The organism is Nostoc sp. CMAA1605, assembly GCF_021596505.1.
Classification (GTDB): domain Bacteria; phylum Cyanobacteriota; class Cyanobacteriia; order Cyanobacteriales; family Nostocaceae; genus Trichormus.
This window is the reverse complement of the sequence record NZ_PJIZ01000039.1, coordinates 18,220-41,580: the sequence shown is the minus strand read 5'-3', so window position 1 is coordinate 41,580 and position 23,361 is coordinate 18,220. Positions and strand designations below refer to the sequence as shown.

General features: G+C 40.6%; 21 protein-coding genes. 11 read left to right on the top strand and 10 right to left on the bottom strand.

Annotated elements, in window-relative coordinates; genetic code table 11:
• Positions 1-223 precede the first annotated feature (223 nt).
• The gene (locus CV014_RS15110; protein ID WP_236142780.1) at positions 224-1,066 is read right to left on the bottom strand and encodes a cell division protein FtsQ/DivIB; all 843 of its coding nucleotides are present in this window, start codon (positions 1,064-1,066) and stop codon (positions 224-226) included.
• A gap of 542 nt (positions 1,067-1,608) precedes the next feature.
• Here CV014_RS15110 and CV014_RS15105 point away from each other — a divergent pair.
• Positions 1,609-2,940, top strand: a complete 1,332-nt coding sequence (locus CV014_RS15105; RefSeq protein ID WP_236142779.1) for an ATP-binding protein — start codon at positions 1,609-1,611, stop codon at positions 2,938-2,940.
• A gap of 202 nt (positions 2,941-3,142) precedes the next feature.
• Positions 3,143-8,134, top strand: coding sequence for an nSTAND1 domain-containing NTPase (locus CV014_RS15100; RefSeq protein WP_236142778.1), 4,992 nt, complete (start codon positions 3,143-3,145; stop codon positions 8,132-8,134).
• A 68-nt stretch (positions 8,135-8,202) separates the two neighbouring features.
• Here the strand turns inward: CV014_RS15100 and CV014_RS15095 are convergent, their stop codons facing one another.
• On the bottom strand, positions 8,203-8,559 hold the full coding sequence (locus CV014_RS15095) for a hypothetical protein (RefSeq protein WP_236142777.1): 357 nt from the start codon (positions 8,557-8,559) through the stop codon (positions 8,203-8,205).
• 383 nt (positions 8,560-8,942) lie between these two features.
• On the opposite strand from CV014_RS15095, the gene CV014_RS15090 reads away from it, so the two are divergent.
• From CV014_RS15090 to psaI, 6 genes are all read left to right on the top strand, one after another.
• Positions 8,943-9,776, top strand: coding sequence for a photosystem II manganese-stabilizing polypeptide (locus tag CV014_RS15090; RefSeq protein ID WP_236142776.1), 834 nt, complete (start codon positions 8,943-8,945; stop codon positions 9,774-9,776).
• Positions 9,777-10,931: 1,155 nt separating this feature from the next.
• Positions 10,932-11,708, top strand: coding sequence for an RNA polymerase sigma factor SigF (locus CV014_RS15085; RefSeq protein ID WP_236142775.1), 777 nt, complete (start codon positions 10,932-10,934; stop codon positions 11,706-11,708).
• A gap of 154 nt (positions 11,709-11,862) precedes the next feature.
• Entirely contained in the window at positions 11,863-12,711 is an 849-nt protein-coding gene (locus CV014_RS15080) for a hypothetical protein (RefSeq protein WP_236142774.1), read from the top strand.
• A gap of 3 nt (positions 12,712-12,714) precedes the next feature.
• Positions 12,715-12,960: a hypothetical protein gene (locus CV014_RS15075; protein ID WP_236142773.1), complete on the top strand. Its 246-nt coding sequence runs from the start codon at positions 12,715-12,717 to the stop codon at positions 12,958-12,960.
• A 475-nt stretch (positions 12,961-13,435) separates the two neighbouring features.
• Positions 13,436-15,961 carry a hypothetical protein gene (locus CV014_RS15070; protein ID WP_236142772.1) on the top strand — a complete coding sequence of 842 codons (2,526 nt, stop codon included), beginning with the start codon at positions 13,436-13,438 and terminating at the stop codon, positions 15,959-15,961.
• Positions 15,962-16,071: 110 nt separating this feature from the next.
• On the top strand, positions 16,072-16,182 hold the full coding sequence (gene psaI / locus CV014_RS15065; RefSeq protein ID WP_103136074.1) for a photosystem I reaction center subunit VIII: 111 nt from the start codon (positions 16,072-16,074) through the stop codon (positions 16,180-16,182).
• A 279-nt stretch (positions 16,183-16,461) separates the two neighbouring features.
• On the opposite strand, the gene CV014_RS15060 is transcribed toward psaI, so the two are convergent.
• From CV014_RS15060 to CV014_RS15035, 6 genes are all read right to left on the bottom strand, one after another.
• On the bottom strand, positions 16,462-16,584 hold the full coding sequence (locus CV014_RS15060; RefSeq protein ID WP_103136073.1) for a photosystem II reaction center protein J: 123 nt from the start codon (positions 16,582-16,584) through the stop codon (positions 16,462-16,464).
• Positions 16,585-16,642: 58 nt separating this feature from the next.
• On the bottom strand, positions 16,643-16,762 hold the full coding sequence (locus CV014_RS15055) for a photosystem II reaction center protein L (RefSeq protein ID WP_071989460.1): 120 nt from the start codon (positions 16,760-16,762) through the stop codon (positions 16,643-16,645).
• Between the two features lie 20 nt (positions 16,763-16,782).
• The gene (gene psbF / locus CV014_RS15050) at positions 16,783-16,920 is read right to left on the bottom strand and encodes a cytochrome b559 subunit beta (RefSeq protein WP_236142771.1); all 138 of its coding nucleotides are present in this window, start codon (positions 16,918-16,920) and stop codon (positions 16,783-16,785) included.
• Positions 16,921-16,929: 9 nt separating this feature from the next.
• Positions 16,930-17,175 (bottom strand): cytochrome b559 subunit alpha, encoded by a 246-nt coding sequence (psbE, locus tag CV014_RS15045; RefSeq protein ID WP_236142770.1) that lies wholly within the window; start codon positions 17,173-17,175, stop codon positions 16,930-16,932.
• Positions 17,176-17,295: 120 nt separating this feature from the next.
• Positions 17,296-18,318 (bottom strand): photosynthesis system II assembly factor Ycf48, encoded by a 1,023-nt coding sequence (locus tag CV014_RS15040; protein ID WP_236142796.1) that lies wholly within the window; start codon positions 18,316-18,318, stop codon positions 17,296-17,298.
• 160 nt (positions 18,319-18,478) lie between these two features.
• On the bottom strand, positions 18,479-18,814 hold the full coding sequence (locus tag CV014_RS15035) for a rubredoxin (RefSeq protein ID WP_236142769.1): 336 nt from the start codon (positions 18,812-18,814) through the stop codon (positions 18,479-18,481).
• Between the two features lie 327 nt (positions 18,815-19,141).
• Here CV014_RS15035 and ndhC point away from each other — a divergent pair, with 327 nt between their 5' ends.
• Genes ndhC through CV014_RS15020 form a run of 3 tightly spaced genes read left to right on the top strand, consistent with a single transcriptional unit; the run spans position 19,142 to position 20,752 of the window.
• Positions 19,142-19,504, top strand: coding sequence for a photosynthetic/respiratory NAD(P)H-quinone oxidoreductase subunit C (gene ndhC, locus CV014_RS15030; protein ID WP_010997983.1), 363 nt, complete (start codon positions 19,142-19,144; stop codon positions 19,502-19,504).
• Positions 19,495-20,232, top strand: a complete 738-nt coding sequence (locus CV014_RS15025) for an NADH dehydrogenase subunit K (RefSeq protein ID WP_236142768.1) — start codon at positions 19,495-19,497, stop codon at positions 20,230-20,232. Before ndhC ends, CV014_RS15025 begins: the two co-directional genes overlap by 10 nt.
• Positions 20,225-20,752, top strand: coding sequence for an NAD(P)H-quinone oxidoreductase subunit J (locus CV014_RS15020; protein WP_236142767.1), 528 nt, complete (start codon positions 20,225-20,227; stop codon positions 20,750-20,752). Before CV014_RS15025 ends, CV014_RS15020 begins: the two co-directional genes overlap by 8 nt.
• Positions 20,753-20,901: 149 nt before the next feature.
• Here the strand turns inward: CV014_RS15020 and CV014_RS15015 are convergent, their stop codons facing one another.
• Positions 20,902-21,915: a PstS family phosphate ABC transporter substrate-binding protein gene (locus CV014_RS15015; protein WP_236142766.1), complete on the bottom strand. Its 1,014-nt coding sequence runs from the start codon at positions 21,913-21,915 to the stop codon at positions 20,902-20,904.
• Between the two features lie 26 nt (positions 21,916-21,941).
• Entirely contained in the window at positions 21,942-23,288 is a 1,347-nt protein-coding gene (locus CV014_RS15010; protein ID WP_236142765.1) for a serine/threonine-protein kinase, read from the bottom strand.
• Positions 23,289-23,361: the final 73 nt, after the last annotated feature.

The window sequence follows — 23,361 nt, the reverse complement described above, 5'->3', positions numbered from 1 at the left end:
AATACAAATAATACATCCGTCAGGTTTTTAGATGATCACATAGCTGCCAAAAAGCAGGTACAGAACTTTTGATCTGACTTAATAATATAGTTGATAGGTTTCGCAATTGGGTATATTTCCCGATTTCGTCAATAATTTAGTTCTATAACTGTTGTTTATCCAGAAATTTCGCGATCAGGGATTATATGTATATCAGTTATAGAACAGTGAATGACTAACTCCATCAAGGATTAGTAGAATTAGCAGATTCATCTGCCTTTTTCTGGATCATATGTACTAAGGGTGATTCAGGATTGGTCAAGTCAATATATTCTATGTCACTCGGATTAACTTTTTTAGGTAAGTTTCTAATTCTATTTAGTAAACTAATTTGCTCAGGTAACTGGGGACTAAAAGCACCTAGATAAACATTGCCTATTTCTGTTTTCAACTTGATGTTTGTGGGATCTTGGCAATCAATTTCCGTAATTTTAACGGAGCTTTGACTAACGTAAGTATATAGCTGACTCCAGTATTGGGCGTATTGTTCCGGTAATCCAATCACTTTGAGACTAGGTAAAGTCTCATTCGGATTCATCAGAGTGTATTTTTCTAAAGGTATCCACATCCCTTTAGTGTCGATTAAACCCGTATTTTCTTTTTGATTATTGGTTTGATTTTTAGTTTTTTGTGCTAGAGCTACGGGAACTCTTTCTTCTATCTCAATAATTAATCCTGGAGGGAAAAGACGACGATTGACGGTTGCTTGTGCAATAGTTGGTTGTTTCTTCAAAGATTCAGCAATCACTGAAGGCTGAATTCGCCACAAAGATTGAGGATAAGACAAGGGTAGGAGTGTTTGAACTGCTTCTGGTGAAAGTGATTGCTCACCAGAGCGCATCAATACTTGTTTCGGTGTTTTTAGTACCCATATGGGTTGAACAGCCACCCACAGCAAACCGCCAGCTAATCCACTGATAGCAACAGTCCGCCAAATTGTTTGCAAAATTTGGACTCGACGTTGTCGGCGTAATTTTTGACGGCGTTGAGCTAAATCTTTCTGAGAAACAGATACGATGTCAGGCATTCATACCTCATTGTTGATTGCAGTTTAAATGGATTATCAGATGGGGATGATTGATGTACTTCAGTATAAATACTGCCATGAAATAGTTGCTCCATGGAAGACTAGTGTGATTGCTAGTAACACTTTACAGCAACCCTTATAAAATGCAGGTACTGCGCGGTTGAGTGATGCGATCGCTCTAGTCAGTTGAGACTTCAAATGTTGATTAATTTGTTTTGGCATCAAACATCTACTAAGTAGCTATCATGAACTGCGTACACAAGAAAACATGACAAGTCTTTCCCTTACACCCCTATACCCTTACACCTCTACACCCCTTTTTCAAGTCAGCTTCTAGTTAGACAAAACAATCATTTATTGTCAATGTTTTTGTGAGAAAAATCTTGTTAACCGCCAGCTACTTCCGAGTCAGAACAAAACTTGTAGCTATAACTTTTATGACAAATAAACAATAAAATACGCATAAATACATAGAAATAGATGCTGAAATTTGGCGATAATAAGAATCCAGGAAGTCGAAAAATAGCATCTACCTTTTCAAAATGGGAAATAAACTAAATCTGTCACGCTTCTATAAAGCCTGTAATCCTAGTTACACCTTAAACATGGGTGTAATATTAGATCGGCAATACTATATAGACTTTTCTGATGTGCGTGGATGCAAGATTGTCGAAGAACTACAACGTACCATCAGCCGGATTTCTCCTGATGAGCCTACTTGTCAATTATTTACAGGTCATATAGGTTGTGGCAAATCAACAGAATTACAACGCCTCAAAGCAGAGCTAGAATTAGCAGGATTTCACGTAGTTTATTTTGAGTCTAGCCAAGACTTAGATATGGCAGATATTGACATCAGTGACATCTTACTAAGTGTCGCTCGTCAAGTTAGTGTCAGTTTAGAAGCCATTGGAGTCAAGCCGAAAGCTGGTTACTTCACCAATTTATTCAAAGAAATAGGGGATTTTTTACAAACACCCATAGAACTATCTGGAGAAGCCGAATTTTCCTTGGGTATTGCTAAAATTACCGCCAAAACCAAAGACAGCACTCAACTACGTAATCAACTCAGACAATATCTCGAACCTCGTACCAACAGCATTTTGCAAGCAATTAACGAAGAGATATTAGAAAAAGCTACCGAACAGCTGAAGTTACGGGGACAAAAAGGACTAGTAGTCATTGTAGACAACTTAGATCGAGTCGATATGCGTCCTATGGCCTCTGGACGCACACAACCAGAATATCTCTTCATTGATAGAGGCGAACAACTCAGAAGGCTAAAATGTCACGTAGTTTACACGATTCCACTAGCGTTAATTTTCTCCAATGAATACGAAGCACTAAAAAATCGTCTAGGTGGAGGTATCGCACCCAAAGTTTTACCGATGGTATTAGTGCGACAAAGAGATGGTAGTGATTATGACCCAGGAATGTCCTTGCTACGTCAATTAGTTCTAGCCAGAGCCTTCCCAGAATTCCCCTCGGAGCAAAGAGAAACATTCATTACAGAGTTATTTGATGCTTCTGAAACTTTAGATCGTTTATGTCGCGTCAGTGGTGGACACATACGTAACTTACTAGGTTTACTTTACAGTTGCTTGCAAAGACAAGATCCACCCTTTTCTAGAGACTGCTTAGAAGCTGTGATTAAAGACTATCGTGATGATTTGCTCTTAGCTATTGATGAATGTCAATGGGAATTATTATTTGAAGTCGTACAACAGCAAAGCGTTAAAGGTGAATCAGACTACCAAAGCTTACTCAGAAGTATGTACTTATTTGAATATCGCGACCCTAGAGGCCGTTGGTTTGGTATTAGTCCAGCCTTAGCAGAAACAGAAAAAGTCGTCGCTTGGCAACAACTTAAGTAAGCCAATAATAGCTTCAGTAATTCAACAATAAAAGTTCAAACTTATAAGTTTAAACTTTATTAATGTTTGAATTATCATGTTTTTGAAATAGTTAGAAATATCCCGCAAAATAATTTATTTTTTGATATACATCTTTCCATGTTTATATCATTTAGTAAATGTATTTTGTGTTTTTTTGATTATCTATAATTCTTAAAAAAATATGCTTTCCACATCATATCAGTTGACAACAGAAATTACACCTAATAATTTGAACTCACTACAGAGATTAATTAGAGCTATTAATCTCTCTCAAGGTCACTTCGCTTTAATTTTAGTACGGTGTAATTATAGTCATCTCCGAGAGCAAATGCTTGCCGAGTTACGCTCTCACACTCAAGACATTAATCTCAGAGAAATCTATCTCTCATCCTCGACTAACTCCTTACATACAACCATATCATCAGCATTATTTTTAGATCATCCTGCTGTGGGTACAGATTCCTTACCATCAGCCGTGATGGTTTTTGGTTTAGAATCAGTTATTGCCCTAGATGATTTAATTATTGGGATTAATCAAGCACGAGATATCTATGCGGCCAGTTTTTCTTTTCCTCTAATTTTGTGGTTACAGGATGAAGTTGCATCAGTGCTTTCCAAATTAGCACCTGACTTTAAAAGTTGGGCAGCAACTACAATTAAATTTGAAATGTCTAAGGAAGATTTAGTTGCCTTGATCCGACAAGAAACAGAATCTTTATTTGCCAAAATTTTAGAAACTGGGGCTGAGAAATTCATCTCCAATGCCGCTTTAAATTTAGACCCTAAATCTCAGCATCGCCACGAAATTGAATCTGCCCGAAATGATTTACTACGGTTGTACAGTGTAAAACTAGAACCTGGATTAGAAGCTAGTTTAGAATTCGTCCTCGGCAGAGATAAATATGCTAACGACCAAATCAATAGTAGTTTATCTCACTATCAAAAAAGTTTAGCTTTATGGCAACAAGAATTAAGAAAGGTTAAAGATTTAAATGCTCTGAAGTGTAGTCATGTCCATGAATTGTGGCAGGCAACCATATCATTTCATTTAGGTCTTTGCTATCGCCGCATGGCAGATTTACACAGAGGGAATAAAACTAGTTATTGGCAAAGAGCTTTATCGTGGTTTCAACAGTGTTTGGAGATATTGACAGAAGTACAAAGGGAAGATTTAACTGCCAAGTTTATTATTGCTGCTTGTGAAATTCTCCAAAATTTACAAGGTTGGACAGAACTTAAAGAACTAGCGCAAAAAGCCTTAAAATTACATAAAAAATATGGTAATGCCGCCCAAATTGCCCAAGATTATAGTTTTTTAGCTACAGTGGCGATTACAGAATCGAATTGGGTATTAGCGCATGAATTAGCTAATACATCCCTAGCGATCGCAGAAAAAGCCACAGATATTTCTCAGCCTCAAGAAAGTAGATATCTATTAATCTTAGCCAAAACACAATGGCATTTAGGTAATTGGGAAGAAGCCATTAGCAATCTCGAATGGGCGAAGGTAGTTTGTGAATTACAGTATGAGCCTGCATTATATTTAGAAATTTTAGAAGAATTGCGATCGCTTTATTGCATCGAACGTCATGATTATCTAGAAGCCTTCAAACTCAAGCAAGAGAAAATTCAAATAGAACATCAATATGGATTTCGCGCTTTCATCGGTGCTAGTCAGTTACAACCGCAACGCTACAGAATCAATCAAGCACTAGCAGCACAAAAAATTGAATCCATCCCTGAAGAAATTGCCCAGGAAATATCTGTATCTGGTAGACAGCAAGATATTAATAGATTAATTGAAAGACTGACACGGGCTGATTATAAACTGACAATTATTCATGGACCGTCAGGAGTGGGTAAAAGTTCCCTTCTGAAAGCAGGTTTACTGCCCTTTCTAAGAGGAAAAGTGATTGGTGAACGGATTCCTTTACCAGTTTTTATATCTGGGTACACAGATTGGGTAACAACTTTAGGTCACTTGATTAATCAAGCTATTGCCCAAATAGATATTCCCATCGCTGTTGAATTTACCCCCAGTATTCTGATAGAAAAAATCCGCCTAGCTGTTGAGCGCAATTGTACAATCATTCTCATATTTGATCAGTTTGAAGAATTCTTCTTTATGAATAGTGCTGATCAAAGAATTAATTTTTATTGTTTTTTTAGTGAATGCTTAAATATTCCCTATGTTAAAACTATTATTTCTTTAAGAGAAGATTATATACATTGTTTATTAGAATTTGAGCGATTTAGCAAAAATAATGAGGAAAAATTATATGACTTGGGTGTCATCAATAAAAATATCCTCGACAAAGATATTCGTTATTATTTAGGCAATTTCTCCATTGAAGATGCTTTGGGTATCGTTTGCAGTTTCCGACAAAACTCTCATTATGAAATGAGTGCTGAATTAATCAACAAATTAGTCCAAGATTTAGCAGGAGAGACAGGAGAAGTACATCCCATTGAACTGCAAATAGTGGGAGCGCAATTACAGACAGAGAATATTACCACCTTACAACAGTACAACCTGTGTGGCGGTTCAAAAAAATTAGTGGGGCGGTGGTTAGAGGAAGTTATTAAAGATTGCGGTGCTGAAAATGAAAATTTAAGTTGGCAATTATTATTTGAATTAACAGATGAAAAAGGGACACGTCCACTCAAAACCGACATAGATTTGGCAAAAGTTCTGAGAAATCATAGTGAGCCAACAACAGAACCTGATTCCTCTGGGGAATTAATCTTAGAAATTTTAGTGGGTTCTGGACTGGTATTGCGTTGGCGAGACGAAACAGGCGATCGCTACCAATTAGTACATGATTATCTAGTAGAACCTATTCGCCAAAAAAATAATCACGGCATAGTAGCGGAACTAGAAAAAGTCAAATCTGAAAAAAAGCAAGCTGAAGTCGCTCAACAGGTATCTCAAGAACAGCTAAATTTGGTTTTACGAAGGCGTTTAAGGGAAGCACGGATTGCGGGGGTATTATTAGCCGTCATGGGTAGTACAATAGCTGCTCTGTGGTGGCAAGCTGATATCCAAAGAAGAACCGCAGAACTGCAAACAATCCGCGCTGAACGTAGTGAAACCAACTTGCAAATTAGTGCGATCGCCTCATCTAGTGAAGCCCTCTACACTTCCAATCAGCAATTTGATGCTTTGCTAGAAAGTATGCGGGCTTGGCGAAAACTGAAACATTCACAAGGTATTCTTCCAGAAACTCAAATGCGCGTTGTCGCCGCCTTGCAACAGGCAGTCTATGGAGTCACAGAGTTAAATCGCTTGGAAGGACATTCTGATATTGTCTGGGGTGTGACATTTAGCCCTGATGGCAAATTATTAGCATCGGGTAGCACCGACCAAACAGTCAAATTATGGCAACCCGATGGAACTTTACGCCAAACTCTTGTCGGTCATAGCAGTCCGGTAACTAGTGTTAGCTTTAGTCCAGATGGTCAAAGTCTAGCTTCTTCTAGCCTGGATAAAACTGTTCTCATCTGGCGCAAAGACCCAATTACAGAGCAATTTGACCCTACACCCGCCATCACCTTATCCAATGTGGGAGATTGGGTGTATAACGTCACCTTCAGCCCTGATGGTGAGTTAATCGCTACCGCTAGTAAAGACAAAACTGTCAAACTCTGGCGACGAGATGGTAGCTTAGTCACGACCCTCAAGGGACACAACAAAAAAGTTAATTGGGTGAGTTTTAGTCCTGATAGTCAATTCATAGCCTCAGCTAGTGAAGATCAGACAGTGAAAATCTGGCGCAGAGATGGCAGTCTGGTGAAAACCTTACCAGCCCATGAATCGGGCGTAACAGTTGTAGTTTTTAGCCCTAATGGTGAACTGTTAGCTTCAGCTAGTCGAGACCAAACCATCAAACTTTGGCAAATTGAACGCGCCAATCAGGAGATTAAAGATATTCAACCATATAAAACTTTAACCCAACATAACAGCACAGTCTGGAGTCTAAGTTTTAGCAGTGACAGTACCAAGCTAGCCTCCGCCAGCGATGACAATACCATAAACCTTTGGAGTCAAGCAGGAACTCTCATCAAAACCTTGAAGGGTCATAGTGATGCGGTTGTTAGTGTCGCCTTTAGCCCAGATAACAAAACCCTAGCATCCAGCAGCTATGACAAAAGTGTCAGACTATGGAGTCTGGAATCACCAACCTTACCAGTTCTTCGAGGTCATGAAGGGCGAGTTTTGAGCGTTGCTTGGAGTCCTGACGGTCAAATGTTGGCTTCTGGTAGCCGCGATCGCACTGTCAAACTGTGGCGACGAGAAGTAGTAAATGGTCAAACTGAAACAAATATTTACAAAACTTTGGTAGGTCACACCGACATAGTCAATAGCGTCAGCATTGACCCCAAAGGCGAAATGATTGCTTCTGGTAGTTATGACAACACAGTCAAGCTGTGGCGGCGTGATGGTACTTTATTGAAAACGTTACTAGGACATAGTGACGGCATACTCAGTGTGAATTTTAGTCCCGATGGTGAGTTGTTAGTTTCAGCTAGCAGAGACAAAACCATCAAACTTTGGACTCGTGACGGCATTTTACTCAAAACCCTAGAAGGTCATCAGGCCAGAATCAACAGCGTCAGTTTCAGTCCCGATGGTCAAGTGATAGCTTCTGCTAGCGATGACAAAACCGTCAAACTCTGGCAGCGCAACGGCACCTACATCAAAACTTTCGCACCCCACGATAGTTGGGTTTTAGGCGTGAATTTTAGCCCAAATAACCAATTACTAGCTTCTGCCGGTTGGGACAACACAATCCGCCTCTGGCGACGGGATGGGACGCTATTACAGACCTTATTGAAGGGATATGGTGATAGCGTCAACGCCGTTACTTTTAGCCCCAATGGAGAAATTCTGGCTTCTGCCAATTGGGATAGTACAGTCAAGCTGTGGAGCCGTGAGGGTAAATTAATTAAGACCCTCAACGGACATCAATCCCCCGTCCTAAGCGTTAGTTTTAGCCCCGATGGTCAAACATTAGCATCGGCTAGTGACGACAATACGATCATTCTCTGGAATTTGCATATGGATGATCTACTATCTCGTAGTTGTCATTGGCTCAATGATTATCTCAAACACAACAACAACGTCGCACCTAGCGATCGCTCTCTTTGTGATGGCGTTCCCGAAAATTACTAGATGCTGATCATTTTCGGGGAATCTAGGCTTTTAATCCAAAATCCAAAATCCAAAATCCAAAATTGGCATTAGGGGCGATCGCTATCTAAAATTTCATCAAAGGGTTCTAATTCACTTGTGTGATCATTCTCCTCCGGTAACAAATTTTGTAAAAAGGCTTGCAGCCTCATCCGTTCGATATAAGGCCAACCACCTTCTGACTCAATATCCTTGAGCAGTGCATAGAGTTGCTGACGGTTGTTCGGTAAACTCTCCTGAAAAGAACTATCTCTAACTTCTCTATGCAACTGTTCCAGCTGACGTAACAATTTCAACAAAGCTGTTACATTTCCTTGACAACTTTGCGCCACATCATGTACCACAATTGCTATTTTTTGTAGTTGTGCGGATAATTCTTCTGAGTCAGAACTACTGTTTTTGCTCATCCCACCCTCTTCATTACAACTAAATCTACTTCAATTTACCGAAGATTATTGGCTTTCATTCCGTGAGCAGTAACGTTTTACAAGGACTTTATCGTACCTAGATGCGATCCAAGCGAATTATTTGAAATGAGAGTGCTTTGATTTTGAGTTAAAAAAAATCGTATGATCTGGCTGATTTACTTATAAAGCAATGGGCTGTATGTAATAGTAATACATACATATTACAGAACGACTTGGGCGACATCGCAAATGTTCATAGCATTTGCCAAGCGCGAAGCTAAAGCCAATCTTCGTGCCATTGAAGCACTATGCCCCGATCTGAAGGTGTATTCACCCATGCACCCAAACCCTTTAGATACTAATTTTTGACATTGAGGTTGACCATGAGGTATCGAGCTTTAATTGCTGCATTCTTAGCTGTATGCTTGGGGCTACTCACCGCTTGTAGTGACGCGCCTGCTGCTAGCAGTAGGGATATACTGACTTACGAACAAATTCGAGGCACTGGCTTGGCTAACAAATGCCCTCAACTTGCAGAAACCAGCCGTGGTTCAATTCCCTTGGATTCTAGCCAGTCCTACGCCATCAAAGAACTCTGCTTAGAACCCACCAATTTCTTTGTCAAAGAAGAGCCTGCTAACAAACGTCAATCAGCAGAATTCGTAGCTGGCAAATTGTTGACTAGATATACTTCCACCATTGATCAAGTTTCCGGTGCGCTGAAAATCAACACTGATAACAGCTTGACTTTTGAGGAACAAGATGGTCTTGACTTCCAAGCCATTACCGTACAATTACCTGGTGGTGAGCGAGTTCCCTTCCTATTCACTATTAAGAACCTAGTTGCTCAAACTCAACCTGGTTTAACTAGTGTAAATACTTCCACAGACTTTGAAGGAACTTTTAAAGTACCTTCCTATCGTGGTGCTGCTTTCCTTGACCCCAAAGGTCGTGGTATCGTCACCGGCTATGACAATGCTGTTGCTTTACCAGCACAAGCTGATGATGAAGAATTAACCCGCGCCAACGTCAAGCGTGCAGAAATTCTCAAAGGTAAAATTTCCTTACAAGTAGCTAAAGTTGATAGCTCTAGTGGTGAAATCGCTGGTACTTTCGAGAGTGAACAGCCATCTGATACCGATTTAGGCTCTGCTGAACCCAAAGAAGTCAAAATTCGTGGTCTGTTTTACGCCAGAGTTGAACCCAATCGTGGCTAAAAGCTTTTGATTGCTCAAATCTTGTCAAAACTGAGGACAAAATTTTGTCTAGCTTACCTCCTGTAGAGGTTTAACTAATGCCCCTAACTTATTAGGGGTTCATTAGTTAAATGATTTCAGATCATAATGAGCATAAAATTCATATTTCCTTTAAAGGGCTATTAGCCCTTTTTTGTTTGTCTTCACACTGTTAACTTAGGAATTTTCAGAAAATAAACTTAGGACTTACGCAAATAGCATATTTTTATGTCGGGTGTGTGACGCTGTGAAAGAATTTGAACGTAGTTATAAGACTTATAGCGTCACGCACCAACCGTCAATTGTGATCCGTCCGTCAGTTCTGGAACTCTTCCTCTGTGATGCCGAACTGGAATAGGCTATGAATCCAGGCTTGGAATCCAAAATCCAAAATTGGTATGAGTAGTCCTGACGCACCTCTACTGCGGCTGTCTAACCTTTGATGATCAACAACTATCTTACCCAAGAGACGAAAAGTAAAGTTTTCTTAATCTGATTGAAGACTACGGCTCCTTTATAAGTACCCAATAATACCCCTTAAATGTGGCTCTTCAGCTTGATAACTATGTTGATTTACGAGCCAGAAAATTTTCAAGTTTAAAGTTCAGATAAATAACTCTGCAATACTTTCGTAACCTTACTGAAAATTAAACTTCAGTAACTACCCAAGTCTCTGCAAGAGCCACAATTATTGTTAAGTAGCTAAATTAAGTACAATTTCGGTTTTAAATGTAACCGAAAATTATATATTTTGTCTGTATGTAGATGCAACAAACCTACATCAAAAACGCCAAATCAATATACAAAACAAAAAAACTCAGAATTCAGAATCCCTAATTCAGAATTAACCATACTTGTAGCTATAGAAGTCATGGGAGAAAAAGTTTCTAGGCGATGAATCTATTACTCACAAGTATTGTCAGTTCTGAGCTTTGAGTTCTCAATACAAAAGAATTTTCACTCCTTTTAATTTTGCTGGATTGTTAATTTCATTGCATTCAAAAAATAATATCTGTCAACAATTATTTACTTGTCCTCTCATTAATAGCAGGACATTTGCTTTGATATCACCCAATCACAGCCAAATTTAAAAATGAGTTCTGGTTGTCTCTTGATTAAATTAATCACTGCGGTGTTATGCCTACCTCAACTACCAATGAACTAAAGTGCGAAATTTGGCAGTTGTTGCGAGAATATCAGCTATCTCGCTCCGAAACTGTTCGCAATCAACTGGTGCAGCTAAATTTTGGGCTAGTGAGAAAAGAAGCTCACTATTGGATGAATCAATGTCGTGAAAATTATGATGATTTGGTTCAGGTTGGTTGTTTGGGTTTAATTCGGGCGATTGAAAGATTTGAAATTAGCAAAGGTCACGCTTTTAGTTCCTTTGCTATTCCCTATATTCGTGGTGAAATTCAACACTATCTCAGAGATAAAGGCGTTACAGTTAGAATCCCTCGACGGTACTTGGCATTACAACAACGCGCCATAGGCATTTCCCGTTCTTTACGCGTAAAGTACAATCGCCAACCAACTGACGCGGAATTAGCGGACGCATTGGAAATTTCCCTAGAAGAATGGCAAGATATTAAACTTGCTTGGGTGAATCGTGCGCCGTTGAGTTTAGATGTTCCTGTACAAGATGGTGAAGAAGGATCTACAAGTTTAGGAGAATTAGTTCCTGATCATCACTACCGTAGTTTTCAACTAGCACAAGAAGATCAAATTCGTCTTCAACAAGCTTTGTTTCAATTAGAACAGCGCACCCGTGAAGTTTTAGAGTGTGTGTTTCTCCACGATTTGACACAAAAACAAGTAGCAGAACATTTAGGCATTAGTGTGGTTACTGTTTCTCGCAGAGTCAAAAAAGGACTGGATTTGTTGAAGCATCTTATGTGTACAGCCGATGATTAATTCAGGTGGGATTAAACAGTATTTCCACTGAGAAAATAATGTAAAAAAAAATCCTGAAAATCCAAAAGTTAGGTTATAAAGATAACGATACTTTGTCTGAAATATCAGCAGAGTTAGTGTTTATCAATTTTCCTATAGCGTTTGAGAACAGCTAATGGACATAAGATCAAAAATTGTAGTTGCAGCTATGATGTCTGTAGCGATCGCAGGGTGCGCTTCAGAACAAACACCACAAGCTGTTAATCCAACTCCGAGTGCAGCACCAGCTCCTGTTGCTAAATCTCCACCAGCAGCTGAATCTTTTAATAATCCTGTAATTCCCGGTCAGCCACAAACAAAGCCAGCTGCGGGGAATTCTAATCTTATTCAACCCACGAATGCCACAGAAAGAATAGTTGTATTTTCTAAAGGGCGAATTGACCCCTTTGCTCAAATTGTTGGACAAGCAACTCCTGTTGAAAGTTCGCAAACCACAACTCCCAAAGCAGTACCTTCTTTACCCCCTTTACCTAATGGTGTAAAGCCACAAAAGGGTAGCAGCAGTACGACCAACAAAAATCAGCCCAAGCCCAATAATCAAAACAAATTAGCACGGGCTGTTAAACCACCTAGCTTAACTCCTGTGTTACCGAAAGTTCTGCCACAGGTAGTTCCCAATTCCACTTTAGTTTCCGTTCTACCACCAAAAGCACAACCTGACTTAGCTAGGGCTGTGATGGTGACTGGAGTTGTGATTGTGGGTAAAGTCCCCCAAGCCATCATCAAAATCCCCAATGAAATAGCAAGTCGTTATGTGGAAGCGGGACAAAGACTGGCGAACGGGGTTTTGGTCAAACGAATTGAAATGAATGAGGGTTCCAATCCGATTGTAATTCTGGAACAATACGGTATTGAGGTAGCTAGAACAGTAGGTGAAGCCCCAACAGGTACAGTATCATCAACTACAAATCCTGTTTCTTTCACCACACCTACCTCAAATACAGTCAGTGTGGGAGCTTCGTAAAGGATGGAGACTCAAGAGAAAGTAGAGTTTGCTGGTTTACCATTAGCCGTATATCGAGAGATAGCGGCTCATATTCGTCAAGTTAGGGGAGTAGAAGTGAGTTTAATTCCTCAGTCTGCTGATCAATTTGACTACCAGCAAAGTCAAATTGCTGGCTTGTACATTTCGTGGTCAGCAAACTCGCATCAGGAAAGTCGGCAACGTGTACAGCAAATATTAGCCTACTACCAAAAACGCTACGCTATTTGATGCTGTGAGTTAAAGCTGTCTTTTGGAAAAAATCGGGATTGGCTGAATCTGAGCAATCCTGATAATTTTTATTTGGCTCAGATACATGAGCCTAATTTTATACATAAAGCCTGATGTGAATTAGGAAAGCCCTCTATATCAAAAAAATAGCTATGCTTGAAGCTAATGAGACTCGGTAGGGGCGGGTTAATCAAATATCATGAACAATTAACGATGATCTTGGTGAACCCGCCCCTACAAATTTCTACGGAGTTACCTGATTTAAATTCACATTAGACGTACATATTAATTTACTATGGTCTTTTGATAACTGAGTATATTTAAATCAATATTTTAGTCTTCAAACTCAATACTATTACTATCTAAAGCAAAAAATTACATTTGAGTGATGCAATTAAAAGTTGCTGAGGTAAACTGGCTAGCAATATAATGCAAAAAATTTCTCAGCTGCTCTTTGGTCTGGGCATCACTCACAATGGAAAACTGGCAATTTCTGATTCAGAAACAGGGCGATCGCTCATGGCAAGCTCTAGAATCGCCAAGCACGGATATTTTGGAAGGTAGGTATAGAGTTTTGGCTCTATCACAACTGCCAAATACAGATGTGGAAGTACGTATTAGTTACTTTTCTCGTCAAGAAAAACCTCCTAAACGGCGCGTACAGAAGCGGCTAAGGCGCACTAACGCTGATGGTTTAATGGCGGTGATTCCTTTTACGTACCTCAAGCCAGGAATCTGGGAATTGCGCTGTTTCGGGGATTTGATGTCAGATATGTTAGGGCAATCCTGGGAATGTGGTGTTTATTTACAGGTATTGTCTGAGGAAGTCCACACCGCAAATGTTGCGCCAGTCACAGAATCACCTCATGCTCTGCAATCTTTACCAAATATCAATTTAGAAACGAATGGGTTGACAGAAATCACTGTTGCCAACCCCAGCACCCTTTTAGCGACGAATGTTGAACAAGAAGTGCTAATTGATGAACCTGTTAGCCCTGTGTGGGTAAAGGGTGAAACAGCAGAGCAGATTTTACAGAATTTAATTGATTTAGCATTACCAACTTCTGATCCGTTAGCAGAAGATGTCAAACATGAGGCTTTACTTCTAGAAAAGCCGAAATGTCCTTTGGCTCTGACTTTAGATCGGGAAACTTATGTGACGCGTTGGGGACACGTTCTGACAATTCATGGGCGTGTGGAGGTAGCAGAAAATTATCCCACAAATCAAAAATCCTTGCCTAATCGTCTTTATGGTTTGGAGTTGAGGACAGAATTGCGATCGCCCCAAAGTCTAGAAATCTTGACCCAAATCCGGCAATCTTTGGCTGATCAATTGCTACCTTTGACTTTACGTTCTGCGATTGATATCCCGGCTAAGTGCGAATCACAACTGATACTAGCTGATATTAGTTTGTATGGCTCTCTCACAGATGGTGGGGAGGTAATTCTCTTAGCTAGCCAATCTTTCACAATTACGGCGGATGTCACTCAATTGCTGACTGTTACCATTCCTTCACCCAAGGTTGAGGCTAGCACACCACCCACGCCTACGCCTGAACCCTCAATTAGCCTGGATTTAGAACTGTTCAACTTGGTGAAATCTTCACCTACAGAACCATCTCTAGTGACTTCTCCACTACCAAGTACACCCATACCACAGCCAGTTGCACCCACATCTACCAAAAAAACAGCTGATGTTCGGGGATTACAGTTACCCAAATTGCCTGAGCCAGTAAATAATGCGATCGCAGTAGATCAGATGCAGCCTGTTATGGAGACAGCAATAGTATCTGTTCCTGAAACCCCTGAGTTAACTGAGGATGAAATTACAGTCCCCACGAATCCGGCTCCCATTAACTTGGAACAACTGGTGATCAAAAATCGGCGATCGCGGTTAATGGGCAGTAGTTTTCCCTACCTGAAACCCCTGCAATCTTCTCCTACTCCCAGCGTCACCGAAAATAACGAAATTGCTGATATATCTGAACCTCAAATAGCTCATAATCTATTACCAGCAGAGTTAAATATACTAGAAAATACTCAAGAAGATATTAATGAAGATACTAAATATACAGAGGAAAACTTATCCACAGAGGAAGTAGTCTCTGATCCTCATTCTGAGCCGGAACCAGTATCTACATCAGAAACCGACGATGATTTTAGAGATCATGCACCAGAAGTCACAATTGCTCATTCATCACCTCTAATCAGAAAGTGGATGCAAAGTCAGGGCTACTCCCTACCCGAACCTGTTGATTTACCATATCCCCATCAAGATGTACTGGATGAGGAAGGTGTACATGATGAGCCGCCTGTCAACACTGTGGAAGACACCACTGAGATTTCACTAGTAAGTGGGGATGCTGTCAGTGAAGTGACTTTGATAGATACTGTAGCTGTCCCAGAGATAGAGAATCCAGTAGATGAACCAGAATCTACAGATTTAGTAACTGTGACGCAGTTCGAGCCGACGGTAGCTATTGACACACCTGTTAATTGGATAGACCAAGAAATTGTGGTTGACGATATTTTCAGTGAAGACGTAGTCAATTTCAGTAACGTCTCTAGTTCGATCATCGAAAATCCCACAAATGCGAGTTTATCAATTTTTACGTCTTTGAGTGACGAACCAATTAAGCCTTTACCAGTACCGAAACTTCACGTACCGGAAGGCGAGTTGATTGCTGGTAATTCCGTGAGGGTAAGAGTGGAATTACCTAAAGTTCCGCCACAAGTTGTGGTGAAGCTATGGGTAGAAGACTGTCAAACTCGCTGGTTACTGGATGGCCCTCACTTACTGACAGATTTACTACCTAATTCCTCTGGGGGAATGGAAGTCATGATTCCCTTAAACATTCCCTTTGGCTGTTTAGAGATCCGTATAGAAGCGATCGCTCTCAATCGAGCTACTCAACAAGAAAGTCACAAAGTTACGGTATTAAGAACCGTAATTCCCCCAGATTTACGGAATATCCCACTAGACGAACTGCTCGGTTTATGATCTGTTCTGGCGGAAATCTGTGTTAAAAATCTTTAGAATTTGCAAAAATCCGGTTAGATTTGCAGTAAGCTCTTTTTGAATTGTTGTGTAATTTAACAGGACTCTTTACTATGGCAGCATCATTTTTGCCCTCTATCTTTGTTCCTTTGACTGGTTTAGTTTTCTCAGCCGCAACAATGGCGTTTATGTTCTTGTACATTGAACGCGATGATATTGGTTAATTGATTAATTAGGCACAAAGTAGTTAATTTTGGATTGTGGATTGTTTGCCAATCCTGTCTCAAGAGCAAGCTCAAAGCTCCTGCTATTTGGCAGTATGGCTCGAAAATTATGGATCTAAAATCCAAAGTTGATTATTTTTTACCCGTGATTAATCAGCAATTAACTGGATTTTGCTGCTAATCAGTCAATTAAAATACCGCCTGTCTTCTTGAAGATAGGCGGCTTTTTATTGATGTTTTTTAAACAACTGCTAGTTGAACTGGTTCAATATGTTCAAATTAGATTGAAGAACCAAGTCCAGCGTAGGCTCCATAGAAGAAAATACCTACAACAGTAATTACACCTAATCCTGCGATCGTAGCGACGACCCACAGGGGAATTCTCCCAGTTCCAGCAGACACAGCTTTTGCTCCTCTCTGAATAAATTAAATCAAAACAGATGTCAAACAAGAGTTCCAGTTAGTTAAAGAAGTAACTGGAAAATAGAATACCTAGAACGAAAATTAGTAGTAGTCCCAGGTAAAGAGAAGTCCGGTTTAGTTCAACCGGTTGATTATTAGGATTGGGCGTTCTTTCCATGATTAACTCCTAGTAGTTAACTAGCGTTGAATAAACTGCATCGAGGCGATCGCGCCCAAAAAGAAGACGGTAGGCACAGCTAGTGTGTGAACTGCCAGCCATCTCACTGTAAAAATAGGATAGGTAACTGGTTGGTTAACGTTGTTGCCGCTAGTCATGATTTCAAATTACTTAATAAACTGTTCAACTTGTTTTTTCGCTTCAAAACGATTATTCACAATTGGCAGCTCTTGGCGTGCTTGTGTGTAATACTCATCAGGACGAGGAGTACCAAACACGTCATAAGCTAGACCGGTGCTGACAAACAACCAACCAGCGATGAATAATGCTGGAATGGTGATACTGTGGATTACCCAGTAACGAATACTGGTAACAATATCGGAAAACGGCCGTTCTCCAGTAGTCCCTGACATTGAGATTCCCTACCTTTATAAAGACGTTATTGAGTTTATTATCCTACAAAGTTTAGAAACAGTTACAAGTTGCAACTTGCTTCTCATAAAACTGGCAGATACTGAAAACTTAGATTATCACTAAGCTGACGCTGCTGTTTTGTCTGATTTCGCCACATTGGGTTGATATTTGAGTAACACACCGCGATCGCCAATGATAAATCCTTGTTCTGGGCTAAAAAAGACGATCTTGTAAAAATTAGCCGCAACTTCTTCGACATCACGGTCTTTTGACCAGGTTAGACCGCCATCGGTACTCAGCAATAAGTTACCGCTACCGCCACCAATCCAGATTTCTTCGGGTGTGCGATAAGCCAAATCCAATAAACCCCAACTAGTGGAAAATTCAGGACTTTTCGCTTCTTGCCATGCTTCTGGCTCATTAGGGTCGCTAAACTGGACTTGACCACCTCTTGCTAGTAACCACAATTGCCCATCTTCAGAGAATCCCATATTTTCTACGCGGCGGGAACTGTTACGGTTATGGGGAACCCAAGCATTTTGTCCAGGTTCCCAAGTGGAGTAAAAGCTTCCCTTAGCAGAAACAGCTACATATTTACCATCAGCAGCACGTTCTAGGTTACGCACTACCCCAACTGCTGCTTCTACTTGCGCCTTCCAGTTTCTACCACCATCAGTGGTTTTGTAGATTGCGCCGACATCAGTAGCCATTTCAGCTGTGTTTTCACCCAAAGCATGAACAGAGATGGGATTGCCTGGTAGCTTGGAACTGAGGGGGATACGTGACCAAGAGTGACCTTCATCGGTGGTGTGTAGCAACAAAGAAGGCTCACCAGCAATCCAACCTTCTTTACCAGCAAAACTGACGGCATCAAAACGATAGCGATCGTCATCCAAAGCCAATTCCAGTGGTTTCCAAGTATCACCACCATCATTGGTTTCTAAAAGGGTGGTATTGCTACCAACCAAAAAACCATGCTGGGGATTTCCAGTAAAAGCAATATCTAAAAGTTTGGCCTCAGTTGGTACAGAAATGACTGCCCAAGGATTGTAGCTGCTAGACGGCACTTTACTACAACCCAGACACAAAAAGACGACCATTAACAAAGCAAAGATTTTCTGCCAACTTTTCACAATAACCATCGATCGCATGAGATTTTTTGTATTTGTATTCTAAATTTGTGTAAGGTCGCTCTCAACGGGTTACTTAATGCAGTTGAGTGCTGAGTGCTGAGTGGTGAGTGCTGAGTCATGAGTTTCTCTCCCCTGCCCCCTGCACCCTGCCCCCCTGCCTCCTGCTGCCTCACTGCAATCCATAGAGACTCATAAAAAACAAAAATGCTACCACTAAAGCACCGAAAATCAGGATATTTTTCTGACCAGGGGTGAGCGTGTTTACACCTAAACCATAGCTGAGGTTTTCTTTAAACCCCGATGCTGTACCGGCTGGCCCAACATTAGTAAAAGCAACTTTTTTGGCCGTGCAAACAGGACAACGCCAATTCACAGGCAATTCTGCAAAAGGTGTCCCTGGAGCAATGTCATGCTTATCGTCACCCTTTTCAGGTTCGTAAACATAACCGCAGGCGCGACACTCGTAGCGGTCTAACACTGTAGTTTCAACAGCTGGTTCGCTCATGACTTAGGTCTCGCAGAGAAGAATTCTTAAATATACGTTAAAAATTATGACATATTCGTTAGACTTTTCTATCACTTCTACAAACGAATCAAATACCTGAAATCCGTTTGTTTCACAGATTTCAGAAAAACTAAACAGATATAATGTAAAAGAAAGTTACGCAGTTCTAGGGATTGGGTACTGGGAATTAGGGATTGGGTATTGGAAATTAAAAAGACAAAAGGTAAAAAACTCTTTTTCTTTTTACTTTTAACTCTTTACTTTTGACCTCCCCAGTCTCCAGTCCCCAGCCTCCACCTAAAATACTCCATAAGCGGTAGATTCATTGTGTTTGTCCTTAGCGGTTACGAGTACCTTCTAGGCTTTCTCATTATCTGTAGCCTAGTACCTGCCTTAGCACTTTCAGCGTCCAAGCTCCTTAGACCCACGGGTAATAGTCTGGAACGTCGCACCACCTATGAATCTGGGATGGAACCCATCGGCGGTGCGTGGATTCAGTTCAACATCCGGTACTATATGTTTGCACTGGTCTTCGTAGTGTTTGATGTAGAGACGGTGTTCCTTTATCCTTGGGCGGTAGCTTTTCATCGTTTAGGGTTATTGGCGTTTATTGAGGCACTGATTTTCATTGCAATTCTTGTAGTTGCCCTAGTTTACGCATGGCGTAAAGGAGCTTTGGAATGGTCTTGAATTCTAATTTAACCACCCAGGACAAAGAACGAATCATTAACCCTGTTGAGCGTCCGACAGTCACTCAAGACTTGTCAGAAAACGTCATTTTGACTACGGTTGATGACCTTTATAACTGGGCTAGGCTTTCTAGTTTGTGGCCTTTGCTGTTTGGTACAGCTTGCTGCTTTATTGAATTCGCAGCTTTAATTGGCTCACGTTTTGACTTCGATCGCTTTGGATTAATTCCCCGTTCTAGTCCCCGTCAAGCTGATTTGATTATTACAGCCGGGACAATCACCATGAAGATGGCTCCTCAATTGGTGCGTCTTTATGAACAAATGCCCGAACCAAAATATGTAATTGCAATGGGGGCTTGTACAATTACAGGTGGGATGTTTAGCGTTGATTCTCCCACGGCTGTACGTGGTGTAGATAAGCTTATTCCTGTGGATGTCTACTTACCTGGTTGTCCTCCCCGTCCAGAAGCAATTATTGACGCAATTATCAAGCTGCGGAAAAAGATTGCTAATGATTCGATGCAAGAACGCGGTCAAATTAAGCAAACCCACCGTTTCTACAGCACTACGCATAATTTGAAACCAGTACCAGAAATATTAACTGGCAAATATATGCAGTCGGAAACTCGCTTTACACCACCTAAAGAATTGACAGAAGCAATTGGTTTACCAGTTCCACCTGCATTGTTGACAGCAAAGACTCAGACGGAGGAACAAAAACGTGGCTGATGAAGAAGTAAAACCAGTACCAGCCCAGACAGAAGCTATAGTCCAAGCTGGCCCCATTTCTAGCTGGTTGTCAGAAAATGGCTTTGCCCATGAGTCTTTAGCCCCCGATAAAAATGGGGTAGAAATTATTAAGGTCGAACCAGATTTCTTGTTACCCATTGCTACAGCCTTGTATGCTTATGGGTTTAACTATCTTCAGTTTCAATCAGGTATCGACCTTGGCCCTGGTGAAGATTTAGTTAGTGTCTATCACTTAGTTAAGGTGGGTGATAATGCTGATAAACCTGAAGAAGTGCGGGTAAAGGTATTTTTGCCCAGAGAGAATCCCAGAATTCCTTCGGTCTACTGGATTTGGAAAACCGCAGACTGGCAAGAACGTGAATCCTATGATATGTTCGGCATTATCTATGAAGGACACCCCAACTTGAAGCGCATTCTCATGCCTGAAGATTGGGTGGGCTGGCCTTTACGCAAGGATTACGTTTCACCTGATTTCTACGAGTTGCAAGATGCTTATTAGGTAGTGCGGAAGTCCTAAGTGCTGAGTATCAGCTTGTGAGAATTTTGTTATCTCATCTTTAACCCCTTTCCGGCGGCGGAGAGGGGCTGATCAATTCAAAATTCAAAATTCAAAATTCAAAATTCAAAATTTAACTTTAAGTTGATTGACTATTTGATTCTGACAAATCCTGTCTTCTCAAGTAGTTGTTGACCTTGGGGTGTCAAGAGCCAATTAGCGTAAGCTTCCCCAGCTTGTTGGTCTATTTGATTATTTTGCTTGACAATGACAAATAAATTTCGGGTAATGGGATATTCACCACTACGGAACATCTCAGCATTTAACTGGTTAAGTTTAGCAGGACACTCTGAACGAGAAACCTGGGGTTCTTTGTAGGGAGGTATGAACTTTGTATTTGTTCTGCCAATTGGTAGAGATTTAACAGTACATTGAGGTACTACTTCTGGCGCAGAAGCGTAATAAATACTACCAGGATTGGCATCTACTTTTCTGAGTGCTTCAGTAGTAGTGCCAATATATTGGACATTTTTACCAAAACTTTCTTTCTCAAGTACATTCTCTATAAAAAATTCTACTGTGCCACCTGCCTCTTTGGGACGTGTGAGGGGTGTGATGGGTAAGTTAACACCTCCAACTTGTTGCCAGTTGGTAATTTTACCAGTGTAGATGTCTTTGATTTGGGCAACGGTTAAACCAGGAATATTGAGGTTATGGTTAACTGCGATCGCAATTCCATCAATGGCGATGGGAATTTCTTTCAGGCTGAACCCTTTTTGTTGAGCGGCTTGATTCTCTTCTGGTTTAAAGGAACGTGAAGATTGGGAAAATGCCAGTTGATTATCAATCAACATTTTGATCCCAGTTCCAGAGCCAGGTTTTCCTGATGGGGGGTCAAGATATCTTAAAACAAACTTAGGGCATTTTTGTTGTAATACTGGGTCTACATCTCTCCGAATAGTAGCCCAAGTAGTGCTACCACCATAATTAAATGTGCCTTCTGGGAGGTTAGTTACATCACATTTATTACTGGAATTCAACTGTTGAGTGGTGGGCTGGGAAATTGATCCGCCTTTGCCAAAGACAAACCATAATCCACCCAAAACTAAACCGATGGGAATAATACTGGCGAAAAAAAGTATCAGTGTTTCGTTTTTCTCTGACATGGGTAGACCTGAACGCCAGAACTGTTTTAAATGATTCGAGACAGTAATTTATAAATCAAACGAAACAGTGCTGTGGCTGAGATAGCCACTAAAGCGGCTGCAACAGATAAAACTACAAGTTGTTCTCTAACGATTCCAGGAATAAAAAACACAATAGTCAAACTAGTTATGGCAATTATTAGTAAGTCAAATTTTTCAATCCATCGTTTTGTTTGAGCAAATATCAATAAACCCAAAATGATAGCAGCTAAAACCAAAGTCAGGATTGGGGATTGAGTGAAAGAAAAAAGTGCGATCGCCATTAATCCTCCCTCAAAACCACTAAATGCGGCACCCATCAATAATTCCCAGGTGGAGAAATTTGCTTTTGGTGTTACTATCCTTGGCGGTGGTGCTGGTGGTGAAATTGTTAGATGTGTCGGAGACGGTGAAATAGCTGTTAGCACTTCGTGAGCCGATTGAAAACGCTCATGGACAGCAGGCAACAGCATTTTGTCTAAAATATCAGCTAGGTGAGTGCTAATATTAACTTTTTCTCGCCATATCCACCTATTCATATAGGAATCAAACAATTTCGCGATTTCTTGATTAGTCAATAAGTTCAGCACAGTTGCGGCTAAAGCGTACAAATCTGTAGCAGGAAAGACCTGATTTCCGGCCATTTGTTCAGGAGCCGCAAATCCTAGAGTATAAATACCAGTTGAAGTACCATTGACAACTCCTGAGACGTTAGTAACTTGTTTAACTGCACCGAAATCTAAAAGAAAGAGTTTGCCATCCTGACGGCGCATAATGTTGGAAGGTTTGATATCTCTGTGAATAATATTTTTTTGATGGATAAATTGCAGTATTTTAAGAATTTCTTGTAAGACTTCTAGAGCTTTATCTTCGGAGAATTGGCCATCTTGAGCTAGTTCGGCTTCTAGGGTTTGCCCATCAATATATTCTTGCACTAGATAAAAAAACTGATCTTCTGTTGTGCCTTGCCAACTAGGAACGATCATCGGAAAAAAGGCATAGAGTTCTGGTATTTGCTCATGTTCTCTACCGATTTCTGCTAATACTTCTGCCTCTCTTTCAAAAAGTTTAGCGGCAATCTCTAGTTGTTGAGGTGTTAAGTTACCAGCAGGTTGAAACTGTTTCACTACACAAGGACGCATCCCTGGAATTCGGCGATCGCCTGCCAAAAAAGCCGATCCAAAGCCTCCTTTTCCTAATAACTTTTTTGGGACATATCTCCCATCTAGCATTAAAGGCATCCCACAACTAACGCAGTATTTTTGCTGTGCTGTTTTGAGTTTAGTTGTGTCATCCAAATCTGGAAAATAGTTTTGTGGACGTGGGCAATTAGGACGAGTGCAGTAGACTTCCATTTGATTTTGTTAGTCAATCGTCATGTCATTAGTTTGACAGCCAATAGTTAACAATTTTTAATCATAACTACTG

What these genes read in the sequence shown, in the direction of transcription:
- psbF (WP_236142771.1), bottom strand. Translation starts at nt 16,920, where the DNA reads ATGACTAGCGGCAACAACGTTAACCAACCAGTTACCTATCCTATTTTT.
- CV014_RS15095 (WP_236142777.1), bottom strand. Translation starts at nt 8,559, where the DNA reads ATGAGCAAAAACAGTAGTTCTGACTCAGAAGAATTATCCGCACAACTA.
- CV014_RS15015 (WP_236142766.1), bottom strand. Translation starts at nt 21,915, where the DNA reads ATGTCAGAGAAAAACGAAACACTGATACTTTTTTTCGCCAGTATTATT.
- CV014_RS15055 (WP_071989460.1), bottom strand. Translation starts at nt 16,762, where the DNA reads ATGGAAAGAACGCCCAATCCTAATAATCAACCGGTTGAACTAAACCGG.
- CV014_RS15075 (WP_236142773.1), top strand. Translation starts at nt 12,715, where the DNA reads ATGGAGACTCAAGAGAAAGTAGAGTTTGCTGGTTTACCATTAGCCGTA.
- CV014_RS15090 (WP_236142776.1), top strand. Translation starts at nt 8,943, where the DNA reads ATGAGGTATCGAGCTTTAATTGCTGCATTCTTAGCTGTATGCTTGGGG.
- CV014_RS15040 (WP_236142796.1), bottom strand. Translation starts at nt 18,318, where the DNA reads ATGGTTATTGTGAAAAGTTGGCAGAAAATCTTTGCTTTGTTAATGGTC.
- CV014_RS15085 (WP_236142775.1), top strand. Translation starts at nt 10,932, where the DNA reads ATGCCTACCTCAACTACCAATGAACTAAAGTGCGAAATTTGGCAGTTG.
- CV014_RS15080 (WP_236142774.1), top strand. Translation starts at nt 11,863, where the DNA reads ATGGACATAAGATCAAAAATTGTAGTTGCAGCTATGATGTCTGTAGCG.
- CV014_RS15010 (WP_236142765.1), bottom strand. Translation starts at nt 23,288, where the DNA reads ATGGAAGTCTACTGCACTCGTCCTAATTGCCCACGTCCACAAAACTAT.
- CV014_RS15100 (WP_236142778.1), top strand. Translation starts at nt 3,143, where the DNA reads ATGCTTTCCACATCATATCAGTTGACAACAGAAATTACACCTAATAAT.
- CV014_RS15070 (WP_236142772.1), top strand. Translation starts at nt 13,436, where the DNA reads ATGGAAAACTGGCAATTTCTGATTCAGAAACAGGGCGATCGCTCATGG.
- psbE (WP_236142770.1), bottom strand. Translation starts at nt 17,175, where the DNA reads ATGTCAGGGACTACTGGAGAACGGCCGTTTTCCGATATTGTTACCAGT.
- CV014_RS15025 (WP_236142768.1), top strand. Translation starts at nt 19,495, where the DNA reads ATGGTCTTGAATTCTAATTTAACCACCCAGGACAAAGAACGAATCATT.
- CV014_RS15035 (WP_236142769.1), bottom strand. Translation starts at nt 18,814, where the DNA reads ATGAGCGAACCAGCTGTTGAAACTACAGTGTTAGACCGCTACGAGTGT.
- CV014_RS15105 (WP_236142779.1), top strand. Translation starts at nt 1,609, where the DNA reads ATGGGAAATAAACTAAATCTGTCACGCTTCTATAAAGCCTGTAATCCT.
- psaI (WP_103136074.1), top strand. Translation starts at nt 16,072, where the DNA reads ATGGCAGCATCATTTTTGCCCTCTATCTTTGTTCCTTTGACTGGTTTA.
- CV014_RS15110 (WP_236142780.1), bottom strand. Translation starts at nt 1,066, where the DNA reads ATGCCTGACATCGTATCTGTTTCTCAGAAAGATTTAGCTCAACGCCGT.